The following is a 15,271-nucleotide window of genomic DNA, read 5'->3' on the forward strand; positions in this document are numbered from 1 at the left end:
GAGGTGACGGCTGCGGCGGCGACGGCTCGCCGGTGAGGGCTCGCCGGTTCAGGCGTCAGCCGGCCGGACGGCCGGACGGCCGGACGGCCGGCGGACCACGGTCCGCGGCTGGGCGTCCGCCGGTCAGACGGCCGGGGGTACGGCGTCAGACGGCCGGTGGGGACCAGGGGCGGCCGTTCATGAGGTTGCCGAGGCCCGCCCAGGCGAAGTTCATCAGGGTGGCCGCCGCCTGGTGGGAGGAGACGGCGTCGTCGGTGTTGGCCCAGGCGGCGAGCGACTCGGCGGCACCGACCAGGGCCTCGGCGAGCCCGGCCACCTCGCGTTCGGGCAGGTCGGGGTCGCGGTGTGCCTCCCGGGCCGCTATCGCGATCAGCTGGGTCACGAACGCGACGATCTCCTCACGCATCGCCGCGACCTCGCCTGCGAAGGGCTCGCCGTGCGTGCGGGCCTGGAGGTGCAGGAGGGACCAGGCGTGCGGATGCCGCCCGGTGTGCGCGAAGAACGCCCGCAGCCCGTCCCACAGTTGGCGGTCGGCGGGCACATCCGTGCGCACGCCGGTGCGGACCGCCTCGACGAGGGAGTTGGCCTCCCGCCGGATGCAGGCGGTGAAGAGGTCTTCCTTGGAGTTCAGGTACAGGTACACCAACGGCTTGGACACGCCCGCGAGTTCCGCGATCTCGTCCATCGACGCGGCCATGTACCCGCGGCGGCCGAAGGTCTCCACGGCGGCGTCCAGCATCTGCTGCTCACGGACCGCACGCGGCATCCGCTTGGTCTTCACGGCACCCATGGGGCAAGACTAGTTCGGCTCCGCGGTCGGCAGCCCCGTTCAGGACGCCTGCTCCTGCGCCCGTCCCTGGGCGTGGGCCGAGTCGACCGCCTCGTCCTCCTGGCGCCGGTTGGCGTCGAGGTTGGCCTTCATGCGGTCCACCCGCTCGACGACCGCCACCGAGGCGCGGTCGCGTTCCTTGCGCAGTACGACGAAGCTGATCGGCGCGGAGACCACCAGGGCCAGCAGGACGATCCACATTCCGTTGGAGTCGCCGAGGCCGCGCGGGACGACGCCGAAGTAGACGAGTCCCCAGACGGCCAGGAGGCAGCCTGCGAAGACACCGAGGCGCATCAGCGTGTAGCGGAGCATCTCAATCCAGACTTCCGATTCCAAAGGGGGCCACCGTCCAGTGAAGCACGTCCGGCTCCCGATCCTGCAGCGGGGTGGACCGGCCTCGGGGCGTCACACCAGTGGCAGCAGCATGGTGATGTCGTCGCGGTCGTCGCCCGGCGCGACCCGGATCGCACCGGGCACCCGGCCGACCTCCTTGTAGCCGCAGGAGCCGTAGAAGTGCTCCAGGCCGAGTCCGCCGCGGCAGCCGAGCCGGATCGCCTCGATGCCGTCGAAGCCGCGGGCGGCGTCGGCGGCGGCGGCCAGCAGGTCGCGACCGTACCCCTTGCCCTGGTGACGGGGGTGGACCATCACCGTGTACAGCATCACCCAGTGGGTCTGGAGGCGATGGCTGTTGAAGGCGAAGAACGCGGTCGCCGCCACCCGACCCGACGCGTCCTGCCCGACGAGCAGGCGGTTGCGGCCCTCCGCCATGGCCGCGAGGTGCCTCACCAGATCCGGCCGGATCTCGTCGCGCGACACGGGCGCGACGAAGCCGACGGCCCCGCCCGCGTTGGAGACGTCCGTCCACAGATCGAGCACGCCGTCGCGCAGTGCCGGGGTGACCGCGGGATCGAGAGTGAACGTAAGGGACACGACAGGATCGTAACCCTTACCGCAGGAAGCGTGCGGCCGTTCTCGGGTCACCGCGCTCGTGTGCCCGGACCGGGCGGGAGCGCCCGCCGGGGGGCGCGGGCGCGGGGAACTACGCGACCGGCCCCCCGCGGCTCACGCCCGGCGTCACACCCGCATCGGCTGCGGTGACTCGCGCAGTGCCGGGTCGGGGCCGTCGTACTCGCGGATGATCTCGTAGCGGGTGTTGCGCTCCACGGGGCGGAACCCGGCGTCCCGGATGAGGTCCAGCAGGTCCTCGCGGGTGAGCTTGTTCGGCGTGCCGTAGTTGTCGGCGTCGTGTGTGATCTTGTACTCGACGACCGAGCCGTCCATGTCGTCCGCGCCGTGCTGGAGCGCCAGCTGCGCGGTCTGGACGCCGTGCATCACCCAGAAGACCTTCACGTGCGGGACGTTGTCGAAGAGCAGCCGGGAGACCGCGAACGTCTTGAGGGCCTCCGCGCCCGTGGCCATCGTCGTGCGGGCCTGGAGCCGGTTGCGGACCTTGCCGTCCTTCATGTCGACGAAGTCGTGCTGGTAGCGCAGCGGGATGAAGACCTGGAAGCCGTTCGTCTCGTCCTGCAGCTCGCGCAGCCGCAGGACGTGGTCGACGCGGTGGCGGGGCTCCTCGATGTGGCCGTACAGCATGGTGGCCGGCGTCTTGAGCCCCTTCTCGTGCGCGAGGCGGTGGATGCGCGACCAGTCCTCCCAGTGGGTGCGGTGGTCGACGATGTGCTGACGGACCTCCCAGTCGAAGATCTCCGCGCCGCCGCCGGTCAGCGACTCCAGGCCGGCGTCGATCAGCTCGTCGAGGATCTCCGAGGCGGTGAGCCCGCTGATCGTCTCGAAGTGGTGGATCTCCGTCGCCGTGAACGCCTTCAGCGAGACGTTCGGCAGGGCGGCCTTCAACTCGCGCAGCGAGCGCGGGTAGTAGCGCCACGGCAGGTTCGGGTGCAGGCCGTTGACGATGTGCAGCTCGGTGAGGTTCTCGCCCTCCATCGCCTTGGCGAGCTTCACCGCCTCCTCGATGCGCATGGTGTACGCGTCCTTCTCGCCCGGCTTGCGCTGGAAGGAGCAGTAGGCACAGGAGGCCGTGCACACGTTGGTCATGTTGAGGTGGCGGTTGACGTTGAAGTGCACGACGTCGCCGTTCTTGCGGGTGCGCACCTCGTGTGCGAGTCCGCCCAGCCACGCCAGGTCGTCCGACTCGTACAGCGCGACGCCGTCCTCACGGGTCAGCCGCTCACCGGCCCTGACCTTCTCCTCCAGCTCGCGCTTGAGCCCGACGTCCATGCCCACACCTTTCACCGACGACCTACCGACGACTGCCGACGACTTCCCGCCGGTTCCCTGCCGCCCGACTTCCCTGCCGGACCGGCTCCTGCCGACCCGACCCACCGTACGTCTTCGCGCCTACACCTCTTCGGGCAGCTCCCCGACGCGGTTCTCCCACTTCGTCGACAGCACGATGGTGGTACGGGTCCGGGACACGCCCTTGGTCCCGCTGAGCCGGCGGATGATCTTCTCCAGACCGTCGACGTCCGTGGCCCGTACCTTGAGCATGAACGAGTCGTCGCCGGCGATGAACCAGCAGTCCTCGATCTCGCTCAGGTCCTTGAGCCGGGCCGCCACGTCCTCGTGGTCGGCGGCGTCGGACAGCGAGATGCCGATGAGGGCGATGACGCCGAGACCGAGCTGGGCGGCGTTCACCGTGGCGCGGTAGCCCGTGATGACGCCGGCCGCCTCCAGCCGGTTGATGCGGTCGGTGACACTGGGTCCCGACAGGCCGACGAGGCGTCCCAGCTCCGCGTACGAGGCCCGGCCGTTCTCCCGGAGGGCCTGGATGAGCTGCCTGTCCACCGCGTCCATGCGAATCGAAGCCTTCCGATCAAGATTCCTGAAGAGATGAGAGGTACTGCGCCATGCTCAGATGGCGATCATGAGGCCCGGGTTCCGGCCGCGCCGCCCAGATCGCCGTCCCACCGGCGGTAGAGCCCGTGCGCGACCCCCGCCGCGTCGAGTACGCGCCCGGCGACGAAGTCGACCAGGTCCTGGATGTGGGTGGCCCCCGCGTAGAAGGCGGGCGAGGCGGGCACGACGCTCGCGCCGGCGTCGTCCAGCGCCACCAGATGACGCAGTGTCTGCCCGTTGAGCGGGGTCTCGCGCACGGCGACGACGAGGGGCCGCCGCTCCTTGAGCGTGACGCTCGCGGCCCGCTGGAGAAGGTCCTTCGACAATCCGAGGGCGACCCCGGCGACGCAGGCCGTCGAGGCGGGCACGATCAGCATGCCCCTGACGGGATACGACCCCGAGGAGGGGCCGGCGGCGAGATCCCCCGCGCCCCAGTGCCGCACCCGGTCGCCGCTGACGTCCACGTCGAACGCGCCCGGCTTGCCGTCGGCCCCGCGCGCGAGCCATTCCCGCAGGTCGTCCCGCCAGTGCGCGTCCCGGAAGGAGATCCCGGTCTCGTCGAGCAGGGTGAGCCGCGAGGCCCGGCTGACCACCAGGTCCACGCTCTCGCCCGCGGCGAGCAGCGCACGCAGCACAGCGGCGGCATAGGGCGTACCGGACGCCCCGGACACCCCCACGATCCAAGGCACGCGCTGCGTTTCTCCTGCGTTCACACCTTGAGCGTACCGGTGGGCGTGGAGGTCTTCAGGACCGGACTACACCGTGAGCCCACGCACCATCAGGTCGGCGAGCGCGCAGACGAACAGGCTGATGCCGATGAACCCGTTCGTCGAGAAGAACGCCCTGTTCAGCCGGGACAGGTCGTGCGGGCGGACGATCGAGTGCTCGTACACGAACGCGCCGGCGACGATCAGCAGCCCCAGCCAGAAGAACGCGCCCGCGCCGGTGGCCAGCGCGTACCAGACGAGGAGCGCGGTCGTCACGGCGTGGCAGACGCGCGCGCCGCGGATGGCCGCCGGGACACCGTAGCGGGCCGGGACCGACATGACGCCGGTCTCCCGGTCGGCCTCGACGTCCTGGCAGGCGTAGATCAGGTCGAAGCCGCCGATCCAGACGCCGACGGCGAGACCGAGGACGACCGCGTCCCAGGACCACTCGCCGGTGATCGCCAGCCAGCCGCCGATCGGCCCCATCGCCTGGGCCAGCCCCAGGATGGCCTGCGGGAAGTTCGTGAACCGCTTGCCGTAGGGGTAGACGACCATCGGGACGACCGCGATGGGGGCGAGCGCCAGGCAGAGCGGGTTGAGCATGGCCGCCGAGCCGAGGAAGACGGCGACGGCGATCAGCGCGCCCGTCCACGCGTGCTTCACCGACATCGCGCCCGTCACCAGTTCGCGGTTCGCGGTGCGCGGGTTACGGGCGTCGATCTCGCGGTCGATGATCCGGTTGACGGCCATGGCGAAGGTGCGCAGGCCCACCATGCAGACGGTGACCAGCAGCAGCCGGCCCCAGTGGATGTTGGCGTCCAGCTCGAACATCGCCGTCAGCGCGGCGATGTAGGCGAAGGGCAGCGCGAACACGGAGTGCTCGATCATCACCAGGCGCAGGAAGGCCTTCGTGCGCCCGGGCTGCTGCGGGAGCGCCGCGGAAGCTGAGCTCACAGCCCGTACTCCTTCCAGCGGCGGTCGACCCTGGCCGCCGTCTCCGGGTCGGACACGACCATCTCGGGCCACCCGCCGTCGCGCGTGTACCCCTCCTCGGGCCATTTCCTCGTCGCGTCGATGCCCGCCTTGCCGCCCCAGAACTGCTGGTAGGAGGCGTGGTCGAGATGGTCGACCGGGCCCTCGACGAGCGACAGGTCGCGGGCGTAGTCGGTGTTGCCGAGCGCCCGCCAGGCGACCTCGTGCAGGTCGTGGACGTCGCAGTCGGCGTCGACGACCACGATCAGTTTGGTCAGCGACATCATGTGCGCGCCCCAGACCGCGTGCATGACCTTCTGCGCGTGCTTGGGGTACTTCTTGTCGATCGAGACGATCGCGCAGTTGTGGAAGCCGCCGGCCTCGGGCAGGTGGTAGTCCACGATGTCCGGGACGATGATCTTGAGCAGGGGCAGGAAGAACCGCTCCGTGGCCCGCCCCAGGGGTCCGTCCTCGGTCGGCGGCCTGCCCACCACGATCGACTGCAGGAGCGGCCGCTTGCGCATCGTCACGCAGTCGATCGTCAGGGCGGGGAACGGCTCCTGCGGGGTGTAGAAGCCGGTGTGGTCGCCGAAGGGGCCCTCCGGCAGCATCTCGCCGGGCTCCAGCCAGCCCTCGATCACGACCTCCGCCTGCGCGGGCACCTGCAGCGGGACCGTCTTGCAGTCGACCATCTCGATCCGCTTGCCCGCGAGGAACCCGGCGAACAGGTACTCGTCGATGTCGCCGGGGAGCGGGGCGGTGGAGGCGTAGGTGACGGCGGGCGGACAGCCGAAGGCGATGGCGACGGGCAGCTTCTCGCCCTTGCGGGCAGCGACCTGGTAGTGGTTGCGGCTGTCCTTGTGGATCTGCCAGTGCATGCCGATCGTGCGCTTGTCGTGGCGCTGGAGGCGGTACAGGCCGAGGTTGCGGATGCCGCTCTCGGGGTCCTTGGTGTGGGTGAGGCCCAGGTTGAAGAAGGAGCCTCCGTCCTGCGGCCAGGTGAAGAGGGCGGGCAGCGCGTCGAGGTCGACGTCGTCGCCGTGCAGGACGACCTCCTGGACGGGCGCGTCCTGCGACTTCACCTTCTTCGGCGGCACGTGTGTCATCGCGCCGAGCTTCCCGAACGCCTCGCGCACGCCCACGAAACCCTGCGGCAGCTCCGGCCGCAGCAGGCCGCCGATCCTGTCGCTGATCTCCGCGTACGACTTCAGGCCGAGGGCCTTCAGCAGCCGCCGGTCGGTACCGAACACGTTCATCGCGAGGGGCATTCTGGAGCCCTTCACGTTCTCGAAGAGCAACGCGGGGCCGCCGGACTTCTGGACCCGGTCGACGATCTCCCCGACCTCCAGATACGGATCGACCTCGGCCTTGACGCGCTTGAGGTCACCTTCGCGTTCCAGTGCCCTGAGCAGGGAACGAAGATCGTCGTAAGCCATGTGTCCCAGTATCGCCGAGGCCCCCTCCGGGCCGACGCATCACCCCCTGGCCCGCTCCACGTCCTGCTCGTGCCGCCGCAGCCCCACGCTCGCCGCGCCCGTGGCGTACAGCGCGCCGCCCGCCGTGGCGAGGGGCGTTGCCAGGAGCAGGGCGGTGACCGGCCGGGGCCAGTCACGTTCGGTGGCGCAGCGCGTGGTCTTCCAGAGACCGTTTTCGGACGCCTCGCGTTCCGCGACGGCGGGCGCGTCACACTCCGTGCCGCCCTCCGTCTCGTACGGCGAGAACATCTGCCAGGCCGCGTACACCCACAGTGCGGCCGCGATGCCGAGCAGGATGACCCCCAGGCCGCGACGATTCTCCGCGCGGCTGATGAAACGTTCCTCGACGAATGCCGGATGCATGGTTCCTCCCCCGTGTCGGCCGCCACCGGGTCCGGGAGCTCCGGCAGCGGCGCAAGCCACCGGCAGCATTCTCCCCACCCGCTACCCTGGCCCGGTCACCGGGGCCACCCCACGCCCCGTCACCGTCTTCTGGGAGAGCCCGCCACCATGCTCAGGTATCTGCCGTTCCTGCTGGTCCTGGCACTGTGGATCTACGCCTTCATCGACTGCCTGAACACCCCCGAGGAGGAGGTGCGCGGGCTGCCGAAGGTGATCTGGGTGATCATCATCCTGCTCTTCGGCGAGGTGCTCGTGGGCCCGATCGCCTGGCTGGTGGCCGGGAAGACGCGGCACGCGCCGGCGGGCGGCTCCACACCGTCGCAGTGGCACCGCGGCCCCCGCACGGAGTTCGTCGCGCCGGACGACAACCCCGAGTTCCTCAAGTCCCTGAAGGACGGGAACAGCAAGGACGCGGACGACAAGGACGAGAAGCTCCTCAAGGACTGGGAGGCCGACCTGCGCCGCCGCGAGGACGAACTGAAGCGCCGCGAGTCGGGCGAGGAGCCCAAGGAAGGCTGAGCCGGACGGCCCCGGTCAGTCGGCGAGCATCTCGTCGTCCACGTCGACGACTGTCCGTGCCATGCGTCCTTCCTGCGTCCTTCCCGGTTCGGCCGGTTCCCACGTCGTCCCGATATCAAGAGCTTCGGAAGTCGATATCAGACGCGGACTCGACGAACGCGGCCCAGGCGCTCCGCGCGAGGACGATCACCGGGCCGTCGGGGTTCTTGCTGTCACGGACGGGGACGGCGGCGAGGAAATCGGGGCTGACTTCGATGCAGTCGCCGCCGTTTGCTCCGCTGTAGCTGCTCTTGATCCAGGTGACCGCGCTCGGTTCGGGCTGGCTCATGATGCTCGTACCCTTCCATCACGTCGCTGATCAGAGCGGCGGACTCGGAGGCTGACAGTGCGTCGGCCCTGAGCACATCATAGGTATGGCTGTGAGCCAGGAAGGCTGCCGGATCGTCGCTGAAGTGACCTCGATCCAGGGACTCGGAGTAGACCCACTCGTGTCCGTCGGGAAGCCTGATCAACGACAGCGAGGTGTCGGGCCGGTCGATTTCAGGGCGACCCAACGGGACCACCTGGATACGGATGTTGGAGAGCGCTCCCACTCTCAGCAGATGCGCGCACTGCTCCCGCATGACCTCACGCCCTCCCACGACATGGCGCAGGCAGGTCTCGTCCAGCACCGCGAAGTAGTACGGTCCGCCCTCTTCGTAGAAGCGCTGCTGGCGGCTGAGCCGGGCCCTGACACGGTCCTCCACGTCGTCGGCTTGCGGAAGACGGCGTGCGAACAAGGCCTCCGCGTAGACAGGGGTTTGCAGCAGGCCGGGCATGACGTGCGTCTGATACGCCCGCAGGGAGACTGCCTCGGCGTCCATCCTCGCCCTGCGCTCGAACCAGTCCGGATGCTCCACCTGTGGATACCAGTCGACGCGGCCCCACAGCCGGGCCAGCGCCCCGCCGGTGCCGAGGACTTCGTCGCAGGTCTTCGCGAACGGCTCCTGGGGAACCCGCGTTCCCGCCTCCACCCGGGCCACCAGGGACCGGTCGCAGGGGATCGCCTTGGCCAGTCCGTCCTGCGTCAGCAGCGCCCCCTCGCGGAAGTGGCGCAGCAGCTCGCCGAACAGGGCGGCGTTGGTGGTCACGTGCGTCCCCCTCCGTGACAGGCGTCCGTTGGCACGCGTCGGGCATTGATACGCACCGTGCCCGCACGCGACGCTCGACACACCCAGAGTCACGAAGTCGGTACGGAGAGGGCACGGACGAGCATGGCCGAAAGCACCGAGAACCAGTTCGAAACGGGAACGGTCGTCTATGACCCCGCCTCGGACAGCGTGGGCGAGTACCAGGGCAAGGCGGGCCCGTACGCGCTGCTGCGCCCGGTCGGCGGCGGCCGGGAGTGGGAGGCCCGCCCGCAGTCGCTGCGCCCGGCCACCCCCGGCGAACGCCTCAGCGCGGGCGTCCGCGCGGCCAACTCCCGCTCGTTCCACGGCTCGCAGGAACCATCGGCCCCGGGCACCGACCCCGGCACCCGTCCCGGTCCCGCCCCCGTCCGCGACTGCGCGGCCTGCGACGATCTGGCAGCCCTGCGTGACGACGCCCGCGCCCGGCACGACGGCAGCGCCGAGACCGACGCGGACGTCCTGCTCCGCCGCCATCAACTCCGTTACCACGCGCCCCTGCTGGGGCTGCGGGACTCCGCCCTCGTACCGGACGCCTCCGCAGGGGCGGAGTACGAGACGGCCTGCACCGAGTGCCCCGCCGGGTCCGGGGCCCGGCGACACCCCGCCGACGTGGAGGCGTGGCGGCACGGGCACACCCGGGAGACCGGGCACGCCCGCTACCGCCGCACCGTCGCCGACTACGCGGTGTACGAGTCCCAGGTGTCCGTGCCCTGAGCGTCCAGGTGAAGGGAGGAGACGGCGGCGGTCGGCAGCATGACCAGCGCGGTGACGCCGCCCGTCTCGTCGGGACGCAACTGGACGCGGAATCCGTACAGCGCGCAGATGCGACCCACCACGAACAGGCCCATACGCTGACAGGTGTCGGTGTCCGGGGCCGTCGGCACGTCGGCACGTCGGCCGGCCTCCCGTTGATGTCGGCGAGGCTCTCGGCGGAGAGGCCGAGTCCGCAGGTGGGAACAGGGCCCCACCGTGGGATGTGTGTTTCCGGCCGGAAACGGGACGCAGGTCAGCCGACGGTGATCGAGTCCAGCTTCTCGCGCAGGTAGACATGCGAGTCGACCGGCTCGTACGCCACCCTGCCGACCGGCGCGGGCACCGACTCCACGAGCGTCCCCGGGGTGCACTCGCCGAAGTAGACGAGGGACATCAGCTCCTCGGATGGCTCGTCGGCCGGGGGCGGCAGGACCCGGTGCCGCCCGGAGCGCCATCGGTCGCCGGTCCAACGGGCCAGCAGATCACCGACGTTGACGGTGAAGGCGGCCGGGTCGAAGGGCGCGTCCTCCCAGCCGCCGGCGTCCGTCCAGACCTGGAGCCCGCCCTTGCCGACCTGCCGGTCGAGGATCGTGACGGTGCCGAAGTCGGTGTGCGGGCCGATGCGGAACTGACCGGGCTGCGGCTCGCCGACGACGTCGGTCCCCGGGTACCAGTTGATGTTGAAGCCGTAGGTGGGATGGTCCATGTGGCGGGAGAAGAAGTCCGGTTCGAGGCCGAGGGCCTCGCCGAGCAGGGACAGCAGTTCCTTCTCCAGGTCGGCCATCCGCTCCAGGTACTCCTCGCACAGCGCCCGGAGCTGCGGTGTCTGCGCGGGCCAGACGTTCGGCGCGTACCACTCGGCGTTGATCACCGGGTCGTCGAAGGGCTCACGGGTGGCGAAGGTCAGGGACTCCTTGAGGTCGGGGGGCGTCTCGGTGCCCTCCGCGTAGCCGTTGGCCTCTGCGCCGGGTCCCAGCCAGCCGCGGCCGCCGACCTTCGCCGCGTACGGCTGCTTCGCCTCGGCGGGAAGGGTGAAGAACGCGCGGGCTGCCTCCCGGACGCGGTGGCGCAGCACGGGGTCGACGCCGTGACCGGTGACCAGCAGGAAGCCCGCGGTCTGCAGGGCCTCGTCGACGGTGCGGGCGATCGCGGCGCGGGTGCCGGGGTCGCCGTCCAGCCAGGGCCGCAGGTCGATGGTGGGGATGCGCGGACTCCGCCGTGCGGCGGGGCCGCTCAGGGAATCCCGCACCAAATCGCTCACTGAGTCATTCACCGATGTCCTCGTTCCACAGGGCCGGGTTCCTCTCGACGAAGTCGCGCATCATCGCGACGCACTCGGCGTCGTCCAGCAGCACGATCTGCACGCCGTGCTCCGCCAGCCAGTCGTGGCCGCCCCGGAAGGTCGTCGTCTCTCCGACGACCACCCGGGAGATGCCGAACTGGCGGACCAGACCGGAGCAGTACCAGCACGGGGAGAGGGTCGTCACCATCGTCGTGCCGCGGTACGACCGCTGCCGGCCCGCCGCGCGGAAGGCTGCCGTCTCGGCGTGCACGGAGGGGTCGTCGTCCTGGACGCGGCGGTTGTGGCCGCGGCCGAGAAGCGTGCCGTCCGGGCCGTACAGTGCCGCGCCGACGGGGATGCCGCCCTCGGCGAGTCCGGCCCGCGCCTCGGCGACGGCGGTGGCCAGCCAGGTCCGGGCGGTCGGCCGATCCAGAAGGTGATCCATGCGCTCATGCTGCTGCGGCGGACGGCCGGGGGCAACGCCGCCACTCGAACGGGCGACCTCCGGGCCACCGGAACCTGCCCCACCGCACATCTCCGGCACCGTCGAGGCAACCCCGGACCCCCGCGAGCCTCTCTCACCGTGCAAAGGGGGACCGCCGATGAAGTTCGTGAGGAACCGGTACGCGCCCGTCGCGGCGCTGCTCGTCTGCTGCTGTCTGCCGGTGGCCGCCTGCGGCACGGAACGCCCGGGAACGCAGGCGGCAGGGGCCCAGTCCGCAGGGGGCTCGTCCGCGAGGGACGAGACGAGCGACGACGGCGAGGAGAACCTTCCCGACACCACTTCCGACGACCAGGGCTCCGGCCCCGACACCACCACCGACGACCAGGGCACCCTCCCGGACACCACCACCGACGACCAGGGCACCCTCCCGGACACCACTTCCGACGACCAGGGCACCCTTCCCGACACCACCACCGACGACCAGGGCGACGCCCCTCCCGTGGGCGACACGACGGACGACGGCGGGAGCGTGCCGACGGAGGGTCCGCACCGCTGGTTCCCGATGCTCCGCGAGTTCCGCGCCTACCTCGCGTCGAGCGTCCCGAAGGCGGACGCCGCCGTCGCCGCCCATGTGACGGGCGTCCACGTCCGCGTGCCCGCGGGCCAGGTCCGCAGTGTGGCCGTCGTCCACGTCGACTACGGCGTGTGGGAGCAGGCGGGGGCCGACCGCACCGCCGAGGTCTTCGCCCGCTGGCGGCTGTCCGTGTACGGCGACCACGGCCATGTGCAGGTCCTCGGCCCGGGGAAGACCACCGCCGACGCGGACTGGTGACCGACGGCGCGCAGACCGGCCCCGCCGCCGCGTGAGGCCCCCTGCGTGACCGGACGGGCACCACGCGATCTGGCGGATGTCCGTCACGGCGGCCGCGACGAACGTCGGCCGCAGCCAGGGCCTGCGCCTCCGTACGAGAACCGGCCTTCGCCGCGTCGTCTCAGAAGGTGATGCCGGTAAGCGCGCCGAGGGTCTTCACCTCGGCGTAGGAGTGCTTGCCGGAGATGAAGATGTTGACGCCGTAGTAGTTGAACAGCCAGCAGCCGAAGGCGAGCAGCGCCAGGTAGGCGGCCTTGCGGCCCTTCCAGCCGGCGGTGGCGCGGGCGTGCAGGTAGCAGGCGTACGCGACCCAGGTGATGAACGACCAGGTCTCCTTGGGGTCCCAGCCCCAGTAGCGGCCCCACGCGTCGCCCGCCCAGATCGCGCCCGCGATGATCGTGAACGTCCACAGCGGGAAGACGGCGGCGTTCACGCGGTAGGCGAACTTGTCGAGGGAGGCGGAGGCGGGGAGCCGGTCCAGGACCGAGTTCGCGAACCTGCCCGGCTTGCCGCCGGTCGCGAGCTTGTTCTCGTAGGAGTCCTTGAACAGGTACAGGATCGTGGCGACCGCGCCGACGTAGAACACCGCGCCGCAGAAGATCGCGGTGGAGACGTGGATGTACAGCCAGTACGAGTGCAGGGCGGGGACCAGCTGGTCGCTCGCCGTGTAGAGGACCGTCACCGCGAGGCCGAGGTCCAGCAGGACCGTGGTGATCAGGAACAGGCCGAGCCAGCGCACGTTCTTCTTCAGCGCGAGCAGGCCGAGGTACACGCCGACGGCCACCGTGGAGAAGGTGATGTTGAACTCGTACATGTTGCCCCACGGCGCCCGCTGCACCGAGGCCGCACGGGCGATCACGCCGCCCACCTCGACCAGGAAGGCGAGCACCGTGAGGGAGATGGCGATGCGGCCGTACATGTCGCCCTGCTCGTCGCCGCCGTGCGCGCCCGGCCCGTCGGGCACGTCACGCGCGCCGGCCGCGGAACGCACCACGACCTGCGGCCGCTCCAGGACGGCGGTGGAGCCGCCCTTCGTCACGGTGACGGCCGGCCCCTTCGCCTTCGTCTTCGCGCCCTGCTGGGCGGTGAGCGCGGCGGCGGTCCGGCCGACCTTGCTGCGGCTGCCGAGGAGCCATTCGGCGATGTACGCGAAGAAGGCCAGGGTGTAGACGGCCATCGACGAGTAGATCAGCGTGTTGCTGATGCTCGCGAGATGTTCGTTGGTGGCGGCGGCCAACTCGGTCGCGGCGGCGAGAGTCACTGCTCAGCCCCTTTTTCGGCGGGTACGACATGGGGGTCGGTGGATTCGGGTGAGTCGTCCGCGGGGTCGGGCGCCCCGGGGGCCTGGTCGTACAGGGTCGCGGCGAGAGCGCCGAGCTCCTCGGGCACCTTGGCGGACTCGCTGCGGCCGAGGCCGGCCATCTCGACGACCGTCACCCCGTCGGCTCCCCGTACGGCCCGCACCCACACCCGGCGGCGCTGGATGAACAGGGAGGCGGCGAGCCCGAAGATCGCGGTGATCGCGCCGCCCAGCGCCCAGCCGCTGCCCGGCTGCTGGGTGACCTGGAAGTTGGCCCACTGGCGGGTGCCGTCGTAGGTGACCGTGCCCGCCCCACCGGGGAGGGTCATGGTCTCGCCGGGCTTGAGGTTCTCGCGCAGCTGCGCGTTCTTGGAGTCCTTGAAGCCCTTCATATGGGCCTTGTCGAGCTGGTACACGCTCTGCGGGATGCCCGAGTTGACGCCGAGGTAGCCGTGGTAGGGCGTCAGGTTCAGCACCGGGTTGCGCAGCGAGGGGAACGTGGAGGCGGTCTCGCTGCCCGGCGTGTACGTCGGCAGGAAGAACGCCGAGATGCCCAGCTGCTCGCTGACGCCCCGGGCGTTCCGGTAGCCGTCGAGGACCTTGATCACACCCGACGAGGTGACGTTGGAGTCGAGCGGCAGCAGCGGGACGGCGTCCTGGAAGACGATCTTGCCCTTGCCGTCGCGGACGGTGATCACCGGGGCGTAGCCGTGGGCGGTGAGGTAGACCTTCGAGTCGTCGATCTCCAGCGGGTGGTTGACCTTGACGACGGTCTTCTCGTCCTTGCCGTACGCGCCCACGCTGTAGGTGAGGGCGGCCTGGTAGGTGCGCGGGGTGCCGGTGTTGGGGCCCGACGTCTCGTAGGTGCCGGTGAACTTGTCCAGGGTGAAGCTGAACGGGTTCAGGTCGTCGGTGTCGAAGAGGTTGCCGGACTTGAAGTCGTCGTAGGAGATGAGGGTGTTGGAGAACCCTGCGCTGCCCTCGACGAGGAGCTTGTTGCCCTCGGACTTGAAGAGCTGGCCCCAGGCGAAGGCGACCAGCATGACGATGAGGGCGATGTGGAAGGCGAGATTGCCGACCTCGCGCAGATAGCCCTTCTCCGCGGCGACGGCGTCCCCTGCCGGGTGGGCGCGGAAGCGGCGCTTGCGCAGGAGTGCCAGCGCGGCCTCGCGCACCTCTTCCGGCTCGGCCCGCGTACGCCAGGTCGTGTAGGCCGGCAGCCGGGTGAGGGTCCTCGGCGCCCCCGGCGGGCGGCCGCGCAGCTGGCCCACGAACTGCCAGGTGCGGGGCACGATGCAGCCGACGAGGGAGACGAACAGCAGGAGGTAGATCGCGGAGAACCACACCGAGCTGTAGACGTGGAAGAGGCCGAGCCGGTCGTAGACGACGGCGAGGCTCTCGTGGGCCCGGCGGAAGTCGGCGACCTTCGTCTCGTCGTTGCCGGACTGCGGGATCAGCGAGCCGGGGATCGCCCCGAGCGCGAGCAGCAGCAGAAGCAGCAGGGCGACCCGCATGGAGGTGAGCTGACGCCAGAACCAGCGGGCCCAGCCGACGACGCCCAGGCCGGGCATGTTCGCGAGCGAGTCCGCGGGCGCGGTCGACAGCTGGGAGCCGGCTGCGCCGAGGTCCTGCTCCTCGGCGGCGGCCGGCGTCTCACCGGGGCCGGCGTTGGCCGTGCTCTTGCTCATGGA

Annotated in this window: 19 protein-coding genes; 3 read left to right on the forward strand and 16 right to left on the reverse strand. The window is 70.5% G+C overall.

Annotation, left to right across the window (positions count from 1 at the left end):
- Window positions 1-145 precede the first annotated feature (145 nt).
- The 9 genes from C6376_RS06365 to C6376_RS06405 all read right to left on the reverse strand — a co-directional run bounded on the left by C6376_RS06365 (window position 146) and on the right by C6376_RS06405 (window position 7,202).
- On the reverse strand, window positions 146-790 hold the full coding sequence (locus C6376_RS06365) for a TetR/AcrR family transcriptional regulator (RefSeq protein WP_107442521.1): 645 nt from the start codon (window positions 788-790) through the stop codon (window positions 146-148).
- Window positions 791-829: 39 nt separating this feature from the next.
- Window positions 830-1,141: a DUF4229 domain-containing protein gene (locus C6376_RS06370; RefSeq protein ID WP_107442522.1), complete on the reverse strand. Its 312-nt coding sequence runs from the start codon at window positions 1,139-1,141 to the stop codon at window positions 830-832.
- Between the two features lie 93 nt (window positions 1,142-1,234).
- Window positions 1,235-1,759, reverse strand: a complete 525-nt coding sequence (locus tag C6376_RS06375; RefSeq protein WP_107442523.1) for a GNAT family N-acetyltransferase — start codon at window positions 1,757-1,759, stop codon at window positions 1,235-1,237.
- 144 nt (window positions 1,760-1,903) lie between these two features.
- Window positions 1,904-3,067 (reverse strand): aminofutalosine synthase MqnE, encoded by a 1,164-nt coding sequence (gene mqnE / locus C6376_RS06380; protein ID WP_107442524.1) that lies wholly within the window; start codon window positions 3,065-3,067, stop codon window positions 1,904-1,906.
- Window positions 3,068-3,187: 120 nt separating this feature from the next.
- Window positions 3,188-3,643, reverse strand: coding sequence for an Lrp/AsnC family transcriptional regulator (locus C6376_RS06385; RefSeq protein ID WP_057583651.1), 456 nt, complete (start codon window positions 3,641-3,643; stop codon window positions 3,188-3,190).
- 68 nt (window positions 3,644-3,711) lie between these two features.
- Entirely contained in the window at window positions 3,712-4,374 is a 663-nt protein-coding gene (locus C6376_RS06390) for a UbiX family flavin prenyltransferase (RefSeq protein WP_107442525.1), read from the reverse strand.
- Window positions 4,375-4,440: 66 nt separating this feature from the next.
- Complete coding sequence (gene mqnP / locus C6376_RS06395) at window positions 4,441-5,346, reverse strand: menaquinone biosynthesis prenyltransferase MqnP (RefSeq protein ID WP_107442526.1); 906 nt, start codon at window positions 5,344-5,346, stop codon at window positions 4,441-4,443.
- The gene (locus tag C6376_RS06400; protein WP_107442527.1) at window positions 5,343-6,800 is read right to left on the reverse strand and encodes a menaquinone biosynthesis decarboxylase; all 1,458 of its coding nucleotides are present in this window, start codon (window positions 6,798-6,800) and stop codon (window positions 5,343-5,345) included. Before C6376_RS06400 ends, mqnP begins: the two co-directional genes overlap by 4 nt.
- A gap of 39 nt (window positions 6,801-6,839) precedes the next feature.
- Window positions 6,840-7,202: a hypothetical protein gene (locus tag C6376_RS06405; RefSeq protein WP_107442528.1), complete on the reverse strand. Its 363-nt coding sequence runs from the start codon at window positions 7,200-7,202 to the stop codon at window positions 6,840-6,842.
- A gap of 147 nt (window positions 7,203-7,349) precedes the next feature.
- On the opposite strand from C6376_RS06405, the gene C6376_RS06410 reads away from it, so the two are divergent.
- Complete coding sequence (locus tag C6376_RS06410; protein ID WP_107442529.1) at window positions 7,350-7,760, forward strand: PLD nuclease N-terminal domain-containing protein; 411 nt, start codon at window positions 7,350-7,352, stop codon at window positions 7,758-7,760.
- A gap of 115 nt (window positions 7,761-7,875) precedes the next feature.
- Here the strand turns inward: C6376_RS06410 and C6376_RS45035 are convergent, their stop codons facing one another.
- Together C6376_RS45035 and C6376_RS06420 are read right to left on the reverse strand one after the other, a co-directional pair.
- Window positions 7,876-8,055 (reverse strand): DUF397 domain-containing protein, encoded by a 180-nt coding sequence (locus C6376_RS45035; protein WP_254076341.1) that lies wholly within the window; start codon window positions 8,053-8,055, stop codon window positions 7,876-7,878.
- The gene (locus C6376_RS06420) at window positions 7,973-8,890 is read right to left on the reverse strand and encodes a helix-turn-helix transcriptional regulator (RefSeq protein ID WP_254075850.1); all 918 of its coding nucleotides are present in this window, start codon (window positions 8,888-8,890) and stop codon (window positions 7,973-7,975) included. The genes C6376_RS45035 and C6376_RS06420 overlap by 83 nt, the downstream gene beginning before the upstream one ends.
- 123 nt (window positions 8,891-9,013) lie before the next feature.
- Between C6376_RS06420 and C6376_RS46335 the strand changes: the two genes are divergently transcribed.
- Window positions 9,014-9,643: a hypothetical protein gene (locus C6376_RS46335; RefSeq protein WP_107442531.1), complete on the forward strand. Its 630-nt coding sequence runs from the start codon at window positions 9,014-9,016 to the stop codon at window positions 9,641-9,643.
- On the opposite strand, the gene C6376_RS06430 is transcribed toward C6376_RS46335, so the two are convergent.
- The 3 genes from C6376_RS06430 to C6376_RS06440 all read right to left on the reverse strand — a co-directional run bounded on the left by C6376_RS06430 (window position 9,607) and on the right by C6376_RS06440 (window position 11,409).
- Window positions 9,607-9,813, reverse strand: a complete 207-nt coding sequence (locus C6376_RS06430; protein ID WP_107442532.1) for a hypothetical protein — start codon at window positions 9,811-9,813, stop codon at window positions 9,607-9,609. The genes C6376_RS46335 and C6376_RS06430 overlap by 37 nt on opposite strands.
- Window positions 9,814-9,935: 122 nt before the next feature.
- On the reverse strand, window positions 9,936-10,919 hold the full coding sequence (locus tag C6376_RS06435; protein ID WP_107448804.1) for an isopenicillin N synthase family oxygenase: 984 nt from the start codon (window positions 10,917-10,919) through the stop codon (window positions 9,936-9,938).
- A gap of 28 nt (window positions 10,920-10,947) precedes the next feature.
- Window positions 10,948-11,409 carry a nucleoside deaminase gene (locus tag C6376_RS06440; protein ID WP_107442533.1) on the reverse strand — a complete coding sequence of 154 codons (462 nt, stop codon included), beginning with the start codon at window positions 11,407-11,409 and terminating at the stop codon, window positions 10,948-10,950.
- A gap of 157 nt (window positions 11,410-11,566) precedes the next feature.
- Between C6376_RS06440 and C6376_RS06445 the strand changes: the two genes are divergently transcribed.
- The gene (locus tag C6376_RS06445; protein WP_107442534.1) at window positions 11,567-12,241 is read left to right on the forward strand and encodes a hypothetical protein; all 675 of its coding nucleotides are present in this window, start codon (window positions 11,567-11,569) and stop codon (window positions 12,239-12,241) included.
- A 160-nt stretch (window positions 12,242-12,401) separates the two neighbouring features.
- Here the strand turns inward: C6376_RS06445 and ccsB are convergent, their stop codons facing one another.
- Together ccsB and C6376_RS06455 are read right to left on the reverse strand one after the other, a co-directional pair.
- Window positions 12,402-13,541, reverse strand: a complete 1,140-nt coding sequence (ccsB, locus tag C6376_RS06450) for a c-type cytochrome biogenesis protein CcsB (RefSeq protein ID WP_107442535.1) — start codon at window positions 13,539-13,541, stop codon at window positions 12,402-12,404.
- A complete protein-coding gene (locus C6376_RS06455) occupies window positions 13,538-15,268 on the reverse strand; it encodes a cytochrome c biogenesis protein ResB (RefSeq protein WP_107442536.1) in 1,731 nt (576 codons plus the stop codon). The genes ccsB and C6376_RS06455 overlap by 4 nt, the downstream gene beginning before the upstream one ends.
- Between the last annotated feature and the right edge of the window lie 3 nt (window positions 15,269-15,271).

The sequence above is a fragment of the Streptomyces sp. P3 genome (assembly GCF_003032475.1).
Lineage (GTDB): Bacteria > Actinomycetota > Actinomycetes > Streptomycetales > Streptomycetaceae > Streptomyces.